This window comes from Pseudoalteromonas sp. SR44-5, assembly GCF_014163675.1.
GTDB classification, from domain to species: Bacteria; Pseudomonadota; Gammaproteobacteria; order Enterobacterales; family Alteromonadaceae; genus Pseudoalteromonas; species Pseudoalteromonas rhizosphaerae.
On the sequence record NZ_JACJDT010000004.1, the window covers coordinates 1 to 16981 of the forward strand.

The 16981-nt window shown below is 40.3% G+C and carries 14 protein-coding genes and 2 tRNA genes; 7 read left to right on the forward strand and 9 right to left on the reverse strand.

Features of this window, described 5'->3' with window-relative positions:
* Window positions 1-784 precede the first annotated feature (784 nt).
* From H5154_RS02990 to H5154_RS03005, 4 genes are all read right to left on the reverse strand, one after another.
* Window positions 785-861 (reverse strand) — tRNA-Val (locus H5154_RS02990).
* Between the two features lie 138 nt (window positions 862-999).
* A tRNA-Val gene (locus H5154_RS02995) sits at window positions 1000-1076 on the reverse strand.
* Window positions 1077-1187: 111 nt separating this feature from the next.
* Complete coding sequence (locus H5154_RS03000) at window positions 1188-2258, reverse strand: DUF3080 family protein (protein ID WP_182717353.1); 1071 nt, start codon at window positions 2256-2258, stop codon at window positions 1188-1190.
* Complete coding sequence (locus H5154_RS03005) at window positions 2236-3591, reverse strand: MATE family efflux transporter (protein WP_149982349.1); 1356 nt, start codon at window positions 3589-3591, stop codon at window positions 2236-2238. Before H5154_RS03005 ends, H5154_RS03000 begins: the two co-directional genes overlap by 23 nt.
* A 176-nt stretch (window positions 3592-3767) precedes the next feature.
* Here H5154_RS03005 and H5154_RS03010 point away from each other — a divergent pair, with 176 nt between their 5' ends.
* Window positions 3768-4397: a riboflavin synthase subunit alpha gene (locus H5154_RS03010; protein WP_145233066.1), complete on the forward strand. Its 630-nt coding sequence runs from the start codon at window positions 3768-3770 to the stop codon at window positions 4395-4397.
* Window positions 4398-4415: 18 nt separating this feature from the next.
* On the opposite strand, the gene H5154_RS03015 is transcribed toward H5154_RS03010, so the two are convergent.
* Window positions 4416-4619, reverse strand: a complete 204-nt coding sequence (locus tag H5154_RS03015) for a CPXCG motif-containing cysteine-rich protein (protein WP_145233067.1) — start codon at window positions 4617-4619, stop codon at window positions 4416-4418.
* Between the two features lie 183 nt (window positions 4620-4802).
* Window positions 4803-5663 carry a fructosamine kinase family protein gene (locus H5154_RS03020; protein ID WP_182717354.1) on the reverse strand — a complete coding sequence of 287 codons (861 nt, stop codon included), beginning with the start codon at window positions 5661-5663 and terminating at the stop codon, window positions 4803-4805.
* 131 nt (window positions 5664-5794) lie between these two features.
* Here H5154_RS03020 and H5154_RS03025 point away from each other — a divergent pair, with 131 nt between their 5' ends.
* Entirely contained in the window at window positions 5795-6490 is a 696-nt protein-coding gene (locus tag H5154_RS03025) for a DUF445 domain-containing protein (protein ID WP_182717355.1), read from the forward strand.
* A gap of 57 nt (window positions 6491-6547) precedes the next feature.
* Here H5154_RS03025 and H5154_RS03030 read toward each other — a convergent pair whose 3' ends face one another.
* Window positions 6548-6913 (reverse strand): DUF3718 domain-containing protein, encoded by a 366-nt coding sequence (locus H5154_RS03030; protein ID WP_182717356.1) that lies wholly within the window; start codon window positions 6911-6913, stop codon window positions 6548-6550.
* A 351-nt stretch (window positions 6914-7264) separates the two neighbouring features.
* On the opposite strand from H5154_RS03030, the gene H5154_RS03035 reads away from it, so the two are divergent.
* The 3 genes from H5154_RS03035 (at window position 7265) to H5154_RS03045 (ending at window position 10783) form a co-directional block, all read left to right on the forward strand.
* Window positions 7265-8050 carry a hypothetical protein gene (locus tag H5154_RS03035; protein WP_182717357.1) on the forward strand — a complete coding sequence of 262 codons (786 nt, stop codon included), beginning with the start codon at window positions 7265-7267 and terminating at the stop codon, window positions 8048-8050.
* A 96-nt stretch (window positions 8051-8146) separates the two neighbouring features.
* Window positions 8147-9529: an amidohydrolase gene (locus H5154_RS03040; protein WP_182717455.1), complete on the forward strand. Its 1383-nt coding sequence runs from the start codon at window positions 8147-8149 to the stop codon at window positions 9527-9529.
* 12 nt (window positions 9530-9541) lie between these two features.
* Window positions 9542-10783 (forward strand): amidohydrolase family protein, encoded by a 1242-nt coding sequence (locus tag H5154_RS03045; protein ID WP_182717358.1) that lies wholly within the window; start codon window positions 9542-9544, stop codon window positions 10781-10783.
* Between the two features lie 148 nt (window positions 10784-10931).
* On the opposite strand, the gene H5154_RS03050 is transcribed toward H5154_RS03045, so the two are convergent.
* Both H5154_RS03050 and cspD read right to left on the reverse strand, forming a co-directional pair.
* On the reverse strand, window positions 10932-13154 hold the full coding sequence (locus H5154_RS03050) for an NADP-dependent isocitrate dehydrogenase (protein ID WP_145233392.1): 2223 nt from the start codon (window positions 13152-13154) through the stop codon (window positions 10932-10934).
* A gap of 729 nt (window positions 13155-13883) precedes the next feature.
* Window positions 13884-14099, reverse strand: coding sequence for a cold shock domain-containing protein CspD (cspD, locus tag H5154_RS03055; RefSeq protein WP_054204685.1), 216 nt, complete (start codon window positions 14097-14099; stop codon window positions 13884-13886).
* A gap of 209 nt (window positions 14100-14308) precedes the next feature.
* Between cspD and clpS the strand changes: the two genes are divergently transcribed.
* Window positions 14309-14617: an ATP-dependent Clp protease adapter ClpS gene (clpS, locus tag H5154_RS03060; RefSeq protein WP_179959204.1), complete on the forward strand. Its 309-nt coding sequence runs from the start codon at window positions 14309-14311 to the stop codon at window positions 14615-14617.
* A 69-nt stretch (window positions 14618-14686) separates the two neighbouring features.
* Window positions 14687-16951 carry an ATP-dependent Clp protease ATP-binding subunit ClpA gene (gene clpA / locus H5154_RS03065; RefSeq protein WP_145233074.1) on the forward strand — a complete coding sequence of 755 codons (2265 nt, stop codon included), beginning with the start codon at window positions 14687-14689 and terminating at the stop codon, window positions 16949-16951.
* Window positions 16952-16981: the final 30 nt, after the last annotated feature.

Consider the following 16981-nt stretch of genomic DNA (forward strand, 5'->3'; position numbering starts at 1 on the left):
ACTGCCGCGCGCTGTATTTAGCCGCTTAGCAATATTCGTTCTGTTTTCACCCTCAAAGAATAATGAAACAGCAAGCAGGCGTATTCGCTTTCTCGCATTAGGCTCTTTACGTGATAAAGCTAAAAAGTTGCTTGGATTTTTCTAAGTTCAATTTAGTAAAAGTAGATAAGTATCAGTGTGCTAATTAGATCACATAATTTGGCAGATTGGTATAATAGAGTCGAACTACTGATCCTTGGACCGGGTGATCAAGAGTAGGTAGTGCGCTAATCAACTGAGCTAAGGTTTACGAATTGAGGATATTAGTGATTAAGATTGGTACGACTGAGTGGATTCGAACCGCTGACCTTTGGACCGGGTGATCAAGAGTAGGTAGTGCTCTAACCAGCTGAGTTGTAGTTTACTTAAGATTTATAAAGCAGGTTAGGATGATTTTTTTACTTGAATTGGTACGACTGAGTGGATTCGAACCGCTGACCTTTGGACCGGGTGATCAAGAGTGGGTAGTGCTCTAACCAGCTGAGTTGTAGTTTACTTAAGATTTATAAAGTAGGTTAGGATGATTTTTTACGTGAATTGGTACGACTGAGTGGGTTCGAACCGCTGACCTTTGGACCGGGTGATCAAGAGTAGGTAGTGCGCTAATCAACTGAGCTAAGGTTTACGAATTGAGGATGTTAGTGATTAAGATTGGTACGACTGAGTGGATTCGAACCAGCGACCTGTGGACCGGGTGATTAAGAGTAGGTAGTGCTTTTTCTTGATATAATTTCTATTTATGAATTGGTACGACTGAGTGGATTCGAACCACCGACCCCTACCATGTCAAGGTAGTGCTCTAACCAACTGAGCTACAGTCGTACAATATATTTGAATGGGACTTTTACTTAAATTTGGTACGACCGAGTGGATTCGAACTACTGGCCTCAGGACCGGGTGATCAAGAGTGGGTAGTGCTTTTTCTTACAATAGTACTTTTATTTAAAATTTACTTAAATTTGGTACGACCGAGTGGATTCGAACCACCGACCCCTACCATGTCAAGGTAGTGCTCTAACCAACTGAGCTACGGTCGTATCATAAATTTAAGTTGTGCTAATTGCTTAACAACGGTCGCTAATATATAGCGTGCGCTGAAGTGAATCAAGCGAGAAACGCTTTTTTTAGTTCGTTTGCCGTTTTTTTATTCATATTGGGCTGATTTCACACGTTTTATAAAATTTTTGCCACCAAATAACGTGTGTTTTGGTGGATTCTTTAAATGCTGTGAGTATATTACTTGGCTGTGCTGGGCTTAGTAATGCCGTTAGTTGCGGTTGTATTGGGCTGGAGTCTTGCCATAATGCTTGATACAACGGCATTAGGCGCTCTAAAGCACCTGATAGTTGAGCCTGATAGGGTTGTAACTGCTGCAAGTAATACTTCTTGAATACGTTGCTGAGGATCTGTGCTTGGCGTTTATTTTTTAGCGGGTTGCATAGTGTGCTTAGCTCAATATTCGCTAAAAAGTTACTAGTACTATTATTTAGCTGTGTTTGTTGGCGTACTGCGCTTATTAAAGCTTGATTGAAGTTAAACTGGCGTAATTGCGCCAGTAGCGGGTAGAGCGCTTGAGAGTCTATTTGTGCATATTGCTGCTGTATTATTTGCTGTTTTAAATTCACTAGGCTTTGCAGCGCAAGTTCGGTTTCTACAAGGCCGGCTAAGTTTGTATCAAGTGTATAGCCGGTTAGCTGCCATGTGCGTTTTAGTTCTGGGTCTTTATAAAGTAGCTGCTTGAACTGATCTAATAACTGTTGTTTTTTATTATGTAATTCGTTACTTATGGCTTGATAACTTTTTGAATCAGGTTCTAGACTATCTAAGCACTGTGGTGCAAATTGAATAAATTGAAGCTGGTATATTAACTGGCTAGCAGGAGAGGCGAGTTTTCCTAGTTGACTATTATGTTCAGCAATAAGGGTATTGAGTTTACAGTGTGAAAGTTGTGCCAGTTGCAATATGCTCAACTGTTGTGCATTTGTTGGTTTGTTGTTGCTAACAGCTGATAGCGCAACATTGGTAAGTTTTGCTGTATCAGGAGTTGGCTTATCTAACGCATTCGCGAGGCGCTGCTGATATTCTAAATACACATCAGCGGGTTTATCTGTGCATGCACAAAGTAGCAGTAAACAGCACAGTAAACTACAAAGGTAACCAAACTGCGACGTTTGGTTACCTTGTTGGTGCGATTTTTTAAGCGCTTTTAAGTGGTTCATGTTTGAATCTATTCGCGACAGTGAGCATTAATAGCACTGCGGCTACACTTAAGCCGACGATGATACCTACCCAAAAACCATGCGGGCCCATTGCTGGCACTATTAAATCGGTGCGTGCTAAAACAAAACCCAGTGAAAAACCAATCAACCAGTAAGATATAAAGGTTATATACGAAATCGGTGCTGTGTGTTTTAAACCCCTTAATATACCGTTGGCAGCTACTTGTAAGGAATCAGGTAGTTGATAAATACATGCTAGAATCATGATTGACGTTGCTAAGGCAATAACACGTGCATCATCTGTATAAAGTTGACTGATCACGTCACGGCCAAAGAAGGTTATGGCAGCAAGTATAACGGCAATGATCATGGCTAGAATATAGCTTGTTGAAATAGCCTTTTTAAGCTGCTCAAAATGATGTTGGCCGTATAAATTGCCAATCCTAATACTGATCGCAATAGATAAACTCAGTGGCATCATAAACAGCAAGGTTGTGACACTTGCAGCAATCTGATGGCCGGCTACCGCAACCGCACCTAAGTGCGCAATAAATAAAGGAATACAGGCAAATAAAGTGACTTCAAAAAATGTAGCAAGTGAGATTGGTATGCCCACCTTAGTAATTGCCCACATGGTTGGTAATTGCGGTGCTTGAAAGTTTGCTAATAATGTTTTGGCATCTACTTTTTTACTTAATTGGCAATAAATAACTTGTGCGATGGCCATAGCAGTAAATACTAATGCTGTGGCAATCCCACAGCCTGCACCACCTAGTGCGGGCATACCAAACATACCGTGAATAAACACATAGTTGGCTGGGATATTGATGGCTAAACCAATTAAGCTGATATAAAAAGCCGGCTTTGTCATCCCCATGCCTTCGGTAATATTACGATAAACACTGAACACTAAAAATCCAATAATGCCCCATTTTACAAAATGAATATAGTCATAGGCCATATTGGCGATAGCAGGGCTGGTATCGAGTTTGAGAATAATAATATCGGCAAAATAGGCAATAGATAAACCGATAACACTCAATACACCAGCTAGGTACAAGCCTTGTTGAAAGTAATGGCTGATGCCGGTTTTATCGTTAGCGCCGGAAAATTGCGCAATTATGCCAGTCAGGGCTAATAATATGCCTTGCAGAGCCAACATGGCGGGGTTCCATACGCCGGTTGCAATTGACAATGCTGCTAAATCGGTAGGACTCACTTGTCCTGCCATGATGGTGTCGACCACTGACATTAAAACTAAGGTTACTTGTGCTAAAAAAACGGGGATTGCCAGAGAAACTAACCGTTTGGCTTCCCAACTACAAAAAGTCATATCACTTACTACGTAAACTGAAGAGGCAGATAGTGTAATCGATAAAGCACAGAATCAAAAATTATAGCGATGAGTCAATGTTATTGGTTACAGTAATAATAACGTGGATCGGGTAAACTAAAGCGTGAAATAATATGAATAGTATCTACTTTAGGTAATAAAAGGTGAATTGATTTATGTTTACAGGAATTGTGCAAACACAAGCGACGGTGATTTCAACTAACCAGCAGCAAGGTGTGATGCGTTTAGTGCTCGCTGTAGCAAAGCAATATGTTACAAAACTTGAGTTAGGCGCCAGCGTTGCCATTAATGGTTGCTGTTTAACGGTTGTTAAAGTAGATAATATCTCTGATCAACCGCTTGCTCAGGTTCACTATGATGTAATTGACGAAACATTACAGTTAACTAATTTAGGAAAGCTTATTGCTGGCAGTACCGTTAACTATGAGCGCTCTATGACTTTTGGTACTGAGTTAGGTGGGCATATTGTATCTGGTCACATTCACTGCACCGCCCAGATTGAAAATATTATTCACACACAAGATAATTGTAAAATACAGTTATGCTTACCAAGTCAATGGCAAAAGTATGTGATGTATAAAGGTTTTGTATCAGTCAATGGCGCTAGTCTCACGGTAGGTGAAACCGATGAGCAGGGCTTTTGGCTGCATTTGATCCCAGAGACGTTAGCTATTACCAATATTGGTAAGGCTGCAATTGGTGATGCGCTAAATATCGAGGTTGATCAACAAACTTATACCATCATCAATACGGTCGAAAATTACTTACGACAGCAGGCTTCGTAGTCAAATATAAATGCTAGGCTAAAATATTTGTTCGTCATCGCTATCAATATGTAACTCTACCTTACTATTTGCATAGTCAATATGCATATTAAAATGGATAGGGTTACAGCATGCTGCGCAATCTTCGAAGTAATCTTGATCGCCATCACTAGCATCAAGGGTAATATGAATATGATGGCCACAATGTGGGCAGCAGATCCGTTGTGAGAGTTGGTTTTTCATAAATGATTCAACCTTACAAAGCAGAGCAATAAAAGGTAATTATTTATCGCTGCTGATAAATGGTTATGCACCCCATAATTGAACGCTAGCGCCTGTCATTGCTGGGGTTGTTCAACATTAGGCGATATCTAAATATAGTCTGCTTTATTCATTTATGACATCTATTTGACAATAAAAACGACCTTATTTCAGTAGTAGTTCTATTTGTTGTTTAGCTTCAGTAAGATAGTGGCCGGCAAAGATATTTGCATGATTTAAAATAGGGTAAAGCTGGTAAATTAACTTACGTTGCTCATAGCCCTGTGTTAGTGGGTAATGCTTGTTATAGGCGATGTAAAAAGCGTCAGGTAAAGGAGCAAACAGCTCGCTCATGGCAATATCAACTTCCCGATCACCATAATAGCAACTCGGATCAAATACACTCGGTACTGATTGAATAAATCCCATGTTGCCACGCCAAAAATCGCCATGCAACAATGATGGCTTTACGGTATGACCATGTAGCATGTCTTTTATCAGTGCGACAAAGTAATCTTTGTCGACGAGATCAATGCCTTTTTCATGCAGTAATTGGAGCTGCCAGCCAATGCGCTCTTCGGCAAAAAATATATTCCATTTTTTATGCCAGCGATTGGGCTGAGTTGTTGGGCCAATAAAGTTATCCTGATCAAAACCAAACATGGCTTGGCGATGTTTCAGATGCAGGCTTGCAAGGTGGCCACCCATAATATGCCAGTTGGTATGAGGTTGTTGGTCAAGTTCAAGCCATTCTAAAACGATAAATGAAAACTCAATATTAGCACCTGTAGTGATACAATCTGGCACCATAAATAAGCTCTCTTTAGTGAGCAGTTGTAAATTGTGGGCTTCGTTTTCAAATCGCTCTAAGTCACTACGATGAGCTACTTTAACAAAATACTGGTGTGTACCATCACTGAGTTGAAATAGTTTATCGTTATTTGGGCTTTGCAGTTGGCGTTTTATAGTGTGTTTAAAGTCAAAATGCATTGCTTGGCTGATCTGTTCGTTAACCGTATTCCACATAGCATTGTTCACCTTTTATACAGATAGTTAAACTATGGCAAAAAGTAGTTAAATAAACAAACTCTTGAGAGTAAAATTAATGTTTTATAAGCGCGCGCTAAGCTTTATGCAACAAACAAGTGGAGAGAATGATGAATAAAAGCCTTATTACCAATGTAATTGCCGGGATTTTAGTGGTGGCGGGTTTTCTATTTGACCAAGCAATTGTACTGTCAATCGGCTTATTTGCACTCTCAGGCGCAGTGACTAATTTACTCGCAGTGCATATGTTATTTGAAAAAGTACCTTTGTTATATGGGTCGGGCGTGATCCAGCTGAAGTTTGCAGGGTTTAAAGTGGCGATTAAAAATCTTATTTTAACCGAGTTCTTTTCAGAGCAAAAAATATCTCAATTGTTAGGCAACAAAAATATCAATGTTGATCTACAGCCAGTGATCAATGAAGTCGATTTAAATCCTGCTTTTGATAGCTTACTTGACGTTATTGAGCACTCCCAATTTGGTAGCATGTTAGCGATGTTTGGTGGTAGTGCCGCGGTTGAGCCGATGCGCGAAGCATTTATTGACAAAATGCGTGGTTCATTACTTAATATGAGCGAAACCGATGAGTTTAAAAGCTTGGTGAATGAAAAATTAACGCAATCAGGACTCGCAAGTGATTCGTTGTTTAACACGGTTTCTGGCTTAGTTGATGAGCGTTTAGACGAGCTGACACCAAAAATGGTCAAAGATATTATACAAACTATGATCCGTGAGCATTTAGGCTGGTTAGTTGTATGGGGCGGGGTATTCGGTGGTTTGTTTGGCCTGATTGCTGCAATCATATAAATTAATTTTAAGCAGGCCAACGACTCGCCTGCTTAAATTTGATATAGCTTAGCAATACTACTTAGAACCGGCAACAACCATAATTGTTTGTTGGTCTAGTTTTGCTAAATCTTGAATTGAGGTACCCGTTGTCGTTTCAAGGTTTAGATACTTTGCCGTTTTATTAAAACCGTAAGTTCCCGCAAATTTTGCGATACTCAAGTTGTTACAACGTAGTTTATTGGTTACGGTTGTTTTGCTAATACGTAAGTCTTTCATTGTTGCATAAAGTTGCAAACGTTTATTGGAGCTCACAGCCATACAAATTTGAGTGCCAGGGCTATTATCAGCTGCAACAAATTGTGCTGCTTCAGTATTGCTTGTAGTAAGTGCTGCTGAGCTTAAAAGTAACGTTGTACAAAGTGTAGTTGTTAAAGTATTCATCATCATTCTCCAGTGGTTTGGTATGTCTGCTTGTTGACGAGTTAAATATTAGCTTTATTTTTAAATAAAGCTGTAAATGAAAATCGACAAGATGTAACACCGTGTGTGGATGTGTTTTATAATAACTAACTATCTGATAGTAAATGATTTAATGTGTGTTTTTTGACATGTTTCAAACAAATTATTTTTCACTTTTTTTATTGCTTTTGGTTGTTTTTCAATCTGCTTCCATAGGTTTTACATGCTATTTACTTTAGAGTCATTGCACTTTGTTGTGCAGCATTACTGACATATTTTTCAACCCTGTTATGATCGTCTTGATTATCAAATACCTGTCTATTAGGAGACTCTGTGAGTAAAACATTGGCGAGTTATTATCAGCAAGCATACGCCTGTGAACAGCATAATTTTAACCGTTGCTTTTATTGTGGCTGTGAAGCGACTGAGCGCGATCATTGCCCGCCATTGCATATGCTACAAAGCATTATTGATTTAGGTGAAGAAGCTGAGTTTATTAGTATTCCAGCGTGCTATGAATGCTATGCAATATTGCATAACGAGCGCTTAATGACGATTGATGAACGCTTTACTAAGTTAAAAAACAAACTCGGTGCCAAATATGCTAAACCACTGCGGGTTTATAATATGTGGCATGAGAATGAACTTAGCGATATGAGTGATGAGTTTGCACATAGCATTAAAGCGGGTATGGCGTTAGGAAAAGAAACCGCAGAGCGCTTGGCGTTTAGTGGTTTTAGTTATGCAACCGAAGAAGCCAAGGTCACAGTGCGAGAAAAAACGGCTGAGTTTGATGTCGAAGGCGCCATTTTTACTGATTTTAAAGAAGCTTTAAATTATTGTATTAGCGAATTAAAAGTACAAAAAAGTGATTTTTATAAAATTTTAGTAGAAGACTACCAAGGTGATTTTAATAAAGCCTTGAGTCAGTATCGTCATCGTCACGATAAAGTGACTGCCGCTAAAGATGGCGGTTGCCTAATTAAGGATTTTTCAAAATTGCATAAACAAAATTCAGACTTCGTAACTCGAACTGTTAAGCACTTTATTAGTAAAGATCCAAGTTTGACAACAGAAGCTGCACTTGAGCAACTGTATAACAATTATATTAAGAAATAACATTCATCTTATATAAATGCAGCTCTAGCTGATTTTTTAGCTTTATGTTGTGTGTTTATATAAAGTAACAAAAAAACAACAACAGAGACTAATATGATGCAAAAATTTGCTCCTTCATTGTTGGTTGTTGCACTTGGTGTGGCGATTGTCGGCTGCCAAGACAACGGCCCACAAGACGACAAAGTAACAATCAATAAAAATCCATATCCAAGTACCTATAAGGTACTTAAATCAACCACGACGCTTATCACCAATGCAACAGTACTAACAGGTACAGGTGAGCGTTTAGAAGAAGCCGATGTATTACTTGTTGACGGAAAAGTGCAACAAGTCGGTAAAGATCTAACTGCACAAGCTGATTTGACTATTGATGCACAAGGTAAATGGGTTACACCTGGGCTTATTGATGTACATTCACATTTAGGAGCATACCCAAGCCCTTCTGTTGAATCTCATCAGGACGGCAATGAAATGACCAGCCCAAATACTGCCGAAGTGTGGGTTGAGCATTCAATTTGGCCGCAAGACCCTGGCTTTAACCGCGCGCGTGAAGGCGGTATTACCGCATTACAAATTTTACCCGGCTCAGCTAATTTATTTGGTGGTCGTGGGGTTACTTTAAAAAATGTTCCATCGCACACGATGCAGGGTATGAAGTTCCCTGACGCACCGTATGGTTTAAAAATGGCCTGTGGTGAAAACCCTAAGCGTGTTTACGGGCGTAAAGGGGTATTACCATCAACACGAATGGGCAATATGGCCGGTTATCGTGAGGCTTGGATAGGCGCCGCTGAATATAAACGCGCGTGGGATAAATACGATGCTGATTATGCAGCAGGTAAAAATCCAGAGGTGCCGCATCGTGATATTAAATACGATACATTGCGTGGTGTATTAGAAGGCGAAGTTAGGATCCACAATCATTGTTACAAAGCAGAAGAAATGGCAATGATGATTGACCTTTCAAAAGAGTTTGGTTATCACGCGGGTACTTTCCATCACGGTATTGAAGCATACAAAATTGCTGATTTACTTGCAGATAACGGCTCATGTGCTGCGCTTTGGCCTGATTGGTGGGGCTTTAAAATGGAAGCTTACGACATGGTACAAGAGAACGTAGCGATTGTTGATGCGGTTAAAAATTCTTGTGCTGTTGTTCATTCAGACTCTGACACCACTATCCAGCGCTTGAATCAAGAAGCCGGTAAAGTAATGTACCGCGCTAACGATAATGGGTTTAATATTTCAGAACAGCACGCAATTAAATGGATCACTTCGAATGCTGCAAAATCGCTAGGTATAGCTGATAAAACCGGTTCACTCGAAGCTGGCAAACAGGCTGATGTGGTAATTTGGAATCAAAGTCCGTTTAGTGTTTATGCTAAAGCTGAGCAAGTATTTGTTGATGGTGCGAAAGTGTATGATCGCTACGATGATACATTCCAAGCACAAAGCGATTTTATGTTAGGTCAAAAATAAGGAGTAACTAGGATGACAAAATTAACACATTCATTTTCACTCTCGCTAGTTGCTGCTGGTTTGTTAGCAAGTACTGCGGTGAACGCCCAATCAGTCGCGATCATCAACGCCACTGTTCATACCTCAACTGAGCAAGGTATTTTACAAGGCGCTAGCATCATCATGGATGAAGGCAAAATTATTGCTATTAATCCTGCAACAGTCGAAGCTGATACGATTATTGATGCCAAAGGGCAAATTGTTACAGCTGGCTTTATTGGCAGCATGAATCAGTTAGGTCTAGTTGAAGTGGGCGCTGTTGCTGGCTCTCGCGATGCTGGCGATGATAAAGCGGGGATCGATTTTGATCCAAGCCTAGCATTTAATGCTCACTCAAGCTTGATCCCGTATGCACGTAAAGGTGGCATCACCCGTGATGTGATCACCCCTCATGGCGGCGAAAGTATTTTTGCAGGCCTTGCCAGCGTAGTTGATTTAAGCGGTGAGTTTGACAGTGTTAAGCAAACGCAAGTCGCGCTGGTAGTTAATTTAGGTGAGAAAAGCAAAGGCTCGCGCGCAATGTCGCTGAAAAACTTGATTGATAAGTTAGCAGCACATCAACAAAAAGCCAGCAAAAAAGATAAAAAAGACGATGCTGTACCAAGCACTGAAGATAAAGTGCTCGATAAAGTATTAGCGGGTGAAATGCCACTATTAGTAACGGCTTTTCGCGCCGCAGATATTATTGAGCTAATCAAAGTAAAACAACAGTTTTCACTTAATTTAGTGATTGCAGGCGCACAAGATGCCGTGGTTGTAAAAGAGCAATTAGCGCAAGCAAATGTTCCAGTCATTGTAAGTTCTATGGAGAGCTTGCCAGGCAGTTTTGATTCGCTACATGCGAGTTTAGATAATGCAGGCAAACTCGAAAAAGCAGGCGTAAAGGTGTTGTTGTCGATCGCAGGCGATGCCAGTCACAATGTTTATCAATTGCGTTTTGACGCGGGTAATGCGGTTTCTTATGGCATGACACAAGCGGGTGCATTAAAAGCGATAACAGCGAATATTGCTGATGTATTTGGAATTAATGCCGGTAGTGTGGCGGTAGGTAAAGCTGCTGACTTAGTGATGTGGAACGATGACCCATTTGATTTTACTAGTCACGTAACTAAAATGTTTATTAACGGCGAAGAAGTTTCAACTGAAGCACGCCAAGATAAACTCCGTAAGCGTTATACTACTGACTCAGATATGCCTCGCGCATATACTAAGTAACTACGTTCAGCTTAGTAACTTGAACAATTTAAAGGCTGCATTTGCGGCCTTTTTGCTTTTTGTATCAGTGAAAAATAAAACATTATTTAAAAACCACAAAAAAGGCGCTCACTTTAACAGTGAGCGCCTTTTAAATTTAAATCGATACTTATACTAGTTTAGCTAATATATCGTTAAATGTTGTGCTAGGGCGCATTGCTTTAAATGCTGCATCATCATTTGGTTGGAAATAACCACCGATGTTTACAGCTGGGCCTTGTGCATCGTTAAGTTCGTTAACGATTTGTTCTTTGTTGGTTTCTAAATCACTGGCGATTTGTGTGAACTGTGCTTTAAGTTCACTGTCATCGTTTTGCTTGGCAAGCTCTTGCGCCCAGAATAAAGATAGGAAGAAGTGAGAACCACGGTTATCAATTTCTTTCACTTTACGAGACGGTGATTTGTTTTCAGCAAGGAAAGTACCTGTTGCTTTATCAAGGGTATCAGCTAGCACTTGTGCTTTGTTGTTACCAGTATTGACAGCTAGGTGCTCAAGTGATGCCGCAAGTGCTAAAAACTCACCTAACGAATCCCAACGTAAGTGGTTTTCTTTTTCGAATTGTTGAACGTGCTTCGGTGCTGAACCACCCGCGCCAGTTTCAAATAAACCGCCGCCATTCATAAGTGGTACGATTGAAAGCATTTTTGCACTCGTACCAAGCTCAAGAATTGGGAATAAATCAGTTAGGTAATCACGTAATACGTTACCTGTTACTGAAATAGTATCTAGGCCATCTTTAATGCGTGCAAGAGAGAATAGGGTTGCTTCAAGTGGTGCAAGTATTTGAATATCAAGGCCAGATGTATCGTGGTCTGGCAAGTATGCGTTAACTTTTTTGATTAACTGTGCATCGTGCGCACGGTTTTCGTCAAGCCAGAAAATAGCAGGGTTACCGGTAGCGCGTGCACGGTTTACAGCTAATTTAACCCAATCTTGGATTGGTGCATCTTTAACTTGGCACATGCGCCATACATCGCCTTGCTCAACAGTGTGTTGTAGCAATACGTTGTCAGCACTATCAACAACACGGATCACACCGTTTGCTGGTGCTTCAAAGGTTTTGTCGTGTGAACCATATTCTTCAGCTTTTTGTGCCATTAGGCCAACGTTAGGAACGCTACCCATAGTGGTTGGATCAAATGCACCGTGTTCTTTACAGAAATCAATTGTTGCTTGATAAACACCAGAGTAACAACGATCAGGAATGACAAAGCTAGTATCTTGTAATTTACCTTCACTGTTCCACATTTGACCGCTTGAACGAATTGCAGCAGGCATAGACGCATCGATGATCACATCACTTGGTACGTGTAAGTTAGTGATACCACGATCAGAATCAACCATCGCAATTGCAGGGCGTGTAGCATATACAGCGTCAATATCAGCTTCGATTTCAGCGCGTTTAGCATCGTCTAATGTTTGGATTTTAGCGTAAACATCACCAAGACCATTATTAACATCAACACCTAGCTCAGCAAATAAAGCGCCGTGCTTAGCAAAAACGTCTTTATAGAATACTTTTACCGCATGACCAAAGATGATTGGATCAGATACTTTCATCATGGTTGCTTTCATATGTAATGAAAACAAAATGCCTTTTTCTTTTGCAGCATCGATTTCAGCCGCTAAGAAAGCTTGTAGTTTCGTAATACTGATTGAAGATGCGTCAATCACTTCACCAGCAAGTAATGGCGTGCTTGCTTTAAGAACAGATACGTCGCCATTTTCAGCAACGTGCTCAATACGTACATCAGTAGCAGTATCAAGCGTTACTGATTGCTCAGAGCCAAAGAAATCGCCTTCGCTCATGCTCGCAACATTTGAAGCAGAATCTTTGCTCCATGCACCCATTGAATGTGGGTTGTTACGTGCATATTCTTTTACAGAGCCAGGAGCACGACGATCAGAGTTACCTTCACGTAATACTGGGTTTACAGCACTACCTTTGATTTTGTCGTACGTTGCTTGAATTGCTTTTTCTTCATCTGTTTTAGGTTCAGCAGGGTAGTCTGGCAGTGCGTAACCTTTTGCTTGTAATTCTTTGATAACAGCACGTAATTGTGGAACTGATGCACTGATATTTGGTAATTTAATGATGTTTGCTTCAGGTTTTTTAGCCAGCTCGCCTAATTCAGCAAGCGCATCACCAATACGTTGTTCTTCAGTTAAATACTCAGAAAAGTTAGCAATAACACGACCCGCTAAAGAGATGTCACGTGTTTCAACTTCAACGCCTGCGGCATTAGTGTATGCTTGGATGATCGGCAGCAAAGAGTATGTTGCTAGTGCCGGAGCTTCGTCTGTTTTAGTGTAGATAATTTTTGATGTCATCATCATTCCTAGATAGTAGGCGTAAGAGCCATATTCAACAATGCAAAGAAATATCATCGCCATCATGCGTGCACGACGTGACAATGATCAGTCAGTTAGGTGTTAATACTGTTGATTAAATAATCACACCTGACGAACTGTATTTAATTTTATGTTATTTATAAACTAAGTAAATTAGCCATTAGCCTAATTATTAGTGTTTAAAGGGCCTTTTGAGGCTGCTTTTAAGCACCTAAGAGTGTAACAAGCTTGGCAACAAAGGGCTAATAACAAATATATACCCAAACCATCTCAAGATGCGAGTTTCAGTTGGAATTAAAAGCGATTTAGGCAAGGCATTGATTGCAAATAATAGTGGTTCTATTGTTAAAATCAATAACGCAGTATAAATCGCTTTTAAACCAACCCGTTGGGCGTTTCACAGGCACTTACTCTCATCGTTGTTACTTCTTAAAAGGGACTGCCATTGTTGCAAAGTAACGCCTTGATATTAAGCCCCTGTGAAACGCTGGATTCTGCATCTTGAGGTGGTTTGGGTATAACATGGGGGTATTAAAAAAGAATTTCAAGAGGAAGGACAGTTTTTGTTCATTCTGTACGTTTAATTTCTAATAGATTAAAAATGCCAGCTTTGAATCTGAATGTACAATTTAGTTGGGATTAAATAAATTTAGAGGAATTAAGCGAGGATCTTTACAGGTCGCTCGCTTTAGTCGAACGTCTAAACAACTACACTAACTCTTCGTTAGGCGCTATATTAGTCGCATGCATGCCTTTAGGGCCTTGCTGCAATTCGAATGTTACATCTTGACCAGCTTTAAGTGTTTTATAACCGTCCATTACAATCGTTGAGTAATGGGCGAATATATCATTCTCGCAGCCGTCTTCTACGATGAAACCAAAACCTTTGGCATTATTGAACCATTTGACTTTACCACAAGCCATACTTCTACATCCTTCTATAAGTTGACTAATTTAGTTATTCTAAACCGTATAGTTTGATAGACTGACTAAGGTTTAATCAATCTACAATTGAATGTAGTTTATTTCGCCGATCAGTCAAGTGTTTTAAACTATTTTTTTAACATTTAATTTATTTTTTATTCAAGTTTGCTTGAGTTCCAAAGACAAGACTATATTTAATTATGAGTGGCATGAAAGATTCAGGTGTTTTAGATACGGTTCGCGATAGTGAGAAGCAAAAACTGCAACCACCGCGAAAATACAAAGTCATTTTAAATAATGATGATTACACGCCAATGGACTTTGTGATAGAAGTACTAACGACGTTTTTTAATATGGATAGCGATAGAGCAACAGATGTGATGCTGCAAGTTCATCAAAATGGTCGCGCAATTTGCGGTGTTTATACCGCAGATGTAGCGTATACCAAAGTTGAACAAGTAAACCGTTATGCACGAGATAACGAGCATCCACTGCTATGTAGTTGTGAGCAGGAATAATACCAAGGTAGGGTGATCAAAATACCCATCACAACGGTATAAAAATATTATCTCAGTAAGGGGTTGCTAATGCTAAACAAAGATTTAGAACTAACTTTAAACGCGGCGTTTCGCGAAGCGCGTACACGTCGCCATGAATTTATGACTGTAGAGCACCTATTACTTGCTCTACTTGATAATCCATCGGCTGGAGAAGCGCTACACGCCTGCGGGATTGATATGGCAGCATTAAAAGCTGAGCTATCAGAGTTTATTAATGAGACCACTCCAGTCATTCCTGATTTAGAAGAAGAACGTGAAACTCAACCAACACTTGGTTTTCAGCGGGTATTGCAACGCGCAGTATTTCATGTGCAATCATCGGGTAAAAACGAAGTAACAGGCGTCAATGTGCTGGTTGCCATTTTTTCAGAACAAGAAAGCCAAGCGGTTTACTTGCTGAAAAAAGCTGATATCTCGCGACTAGATATTGTGAACTTTATATCTCATGGTATCTCTAAAGCAGACGATGACATGGGCGGTGAAGATGCTGATGACATCCATGAAGAAGTACAAGCCGTTCAAGGCGAAGAGCCAAGTAAATTAGAAAACTTCACGTCTAATTTGAATGTACTCGCCCGTGAAGGGAATATCGACCCATTGGTGGGCCGTGATAGTGAAGTAGAACGCACGGTGCAAGTACTGTGTCGTCGTAAAAAGAATAATCCGTTATTAGTTGGCGAAGCTGGGGTAGGTAAAACCGCTATTGCTGAAGGTCTAGCGTATCGCATAGTGCATGAACAAGTACCCGAAGTGATTGCCGATGCTGTGGTGTACTCGTTAGATATGGGGGCATTACTTGCAGGTACTAAATACCGCGGTGATTTTGAAAAGCGCTTTAAAGCATTACTAAAAGAGCTTCAGGCGAAACCAGGCGCTATTTTGTTTATTGATGAGATCCATACCATAATTGGTGCCGGCGCAGCCTCTGGTGGCGTTATGGACGCATCTAACCTGCTTAAACCACTGCTTTCGAGCGGTAAGTTACGTTGTATGGGCTCAACTACCTATAACGAGTATAAAAATATCTTTGAAAAAGACCGTGCGTTAGTGCGCCGTTTTCAGAAAATTGATGTACTTGAACCAAGTGTCGCTGATACCACTAAAATACTTAATGGTTTAAAAGAACGTTACGAAGAGCATCATGGCATTCGCTATACGCAAAAAGCGTTAAAAGCGGCGGCAGAGCTCAGTGCTAAGTACATTAATGAGCGTCACTTACCTGATAAAGCCATTGATGTTATTGATGAAGCGGGTGCTAGCCAACGATTACAACCGATCTCTAAACGCAAAAAAACCATTGGTGTGGCAGATATCGAATTGATCGTGGCAAAAATGGCGCGTATTCCGCAGCAAAGTGTGTCATCAAGCGATAAAGAGACTCTTAAAAATCTTGATCGTAACTTGAAGATGTTGGTATTTGGCCAAGATCAATCAATCGATGCACTAACCTCGGCCATTCGCTTATCACGTTCAGGCTTATCAAATGAAGATAAACCAGTCGGTTCGTTTTTGTTTGCAGGACCAACGGGTGTAGGTAAAACGGAGGTAACTAAACAGCTTGCAAAATGTATGGGTGTTGAGTTTATCCGTTTTGATATGTCTGAGTATGTTGAGCGCCACGCGGTAAGCCGTTTAATTGGTGCGCCTCCAGGCTACGTTGGTTTTGAACAAGGTGGTTTGTTAACTGAGGCTGTGATTAAAAATCCACATTCGGTTGTATTACTGGATGAGATTGAGAAAGCTCACTCAGATATTTACAATATCTTACTGCAAGTGATGGATCATGGCACGCTGACCGATAATAACGGCCGTAAAGCTGACTTTAGAAACGTTGTGGTGGTGATGACTACTAATGCGGGCGTACAAGAAACAGTACGTAAATCAATAGGCTTTACTGATCAAGATCATTCTCATGATGCGATGAGCGAAATCAATAAAGTATTTTCGCCAGAATTTAGAAACCGCCTAGATAACATCATTTGGTTTAACCACCTTGATCGTGATGTAACTTTACTGGTTGTTGATAAATTTATTGTTGAGTTACAAGCGCAGCTGGATAAAAAGTCAGTTAATCTTGAGCTTACTAATAAAGCGCGGGAATGGTTGGCAGATAAAGGCTACGATAAAGCTATGGGCGCACGTCCAATGGGCCGCGTGATCCAAGAGCAATTGAAAAAGCCGCTGGCAAACGAGATCTTATTTGGGCAACTTATCGACGGTGGCACAGTGAAAGTGTCTATCAAAGATAAAAAATTGCGTTTTGATTATGAAACGAATTTAACACCTGCATAATTGCAGCGTTAAATAGAAAACAAAAAGCCC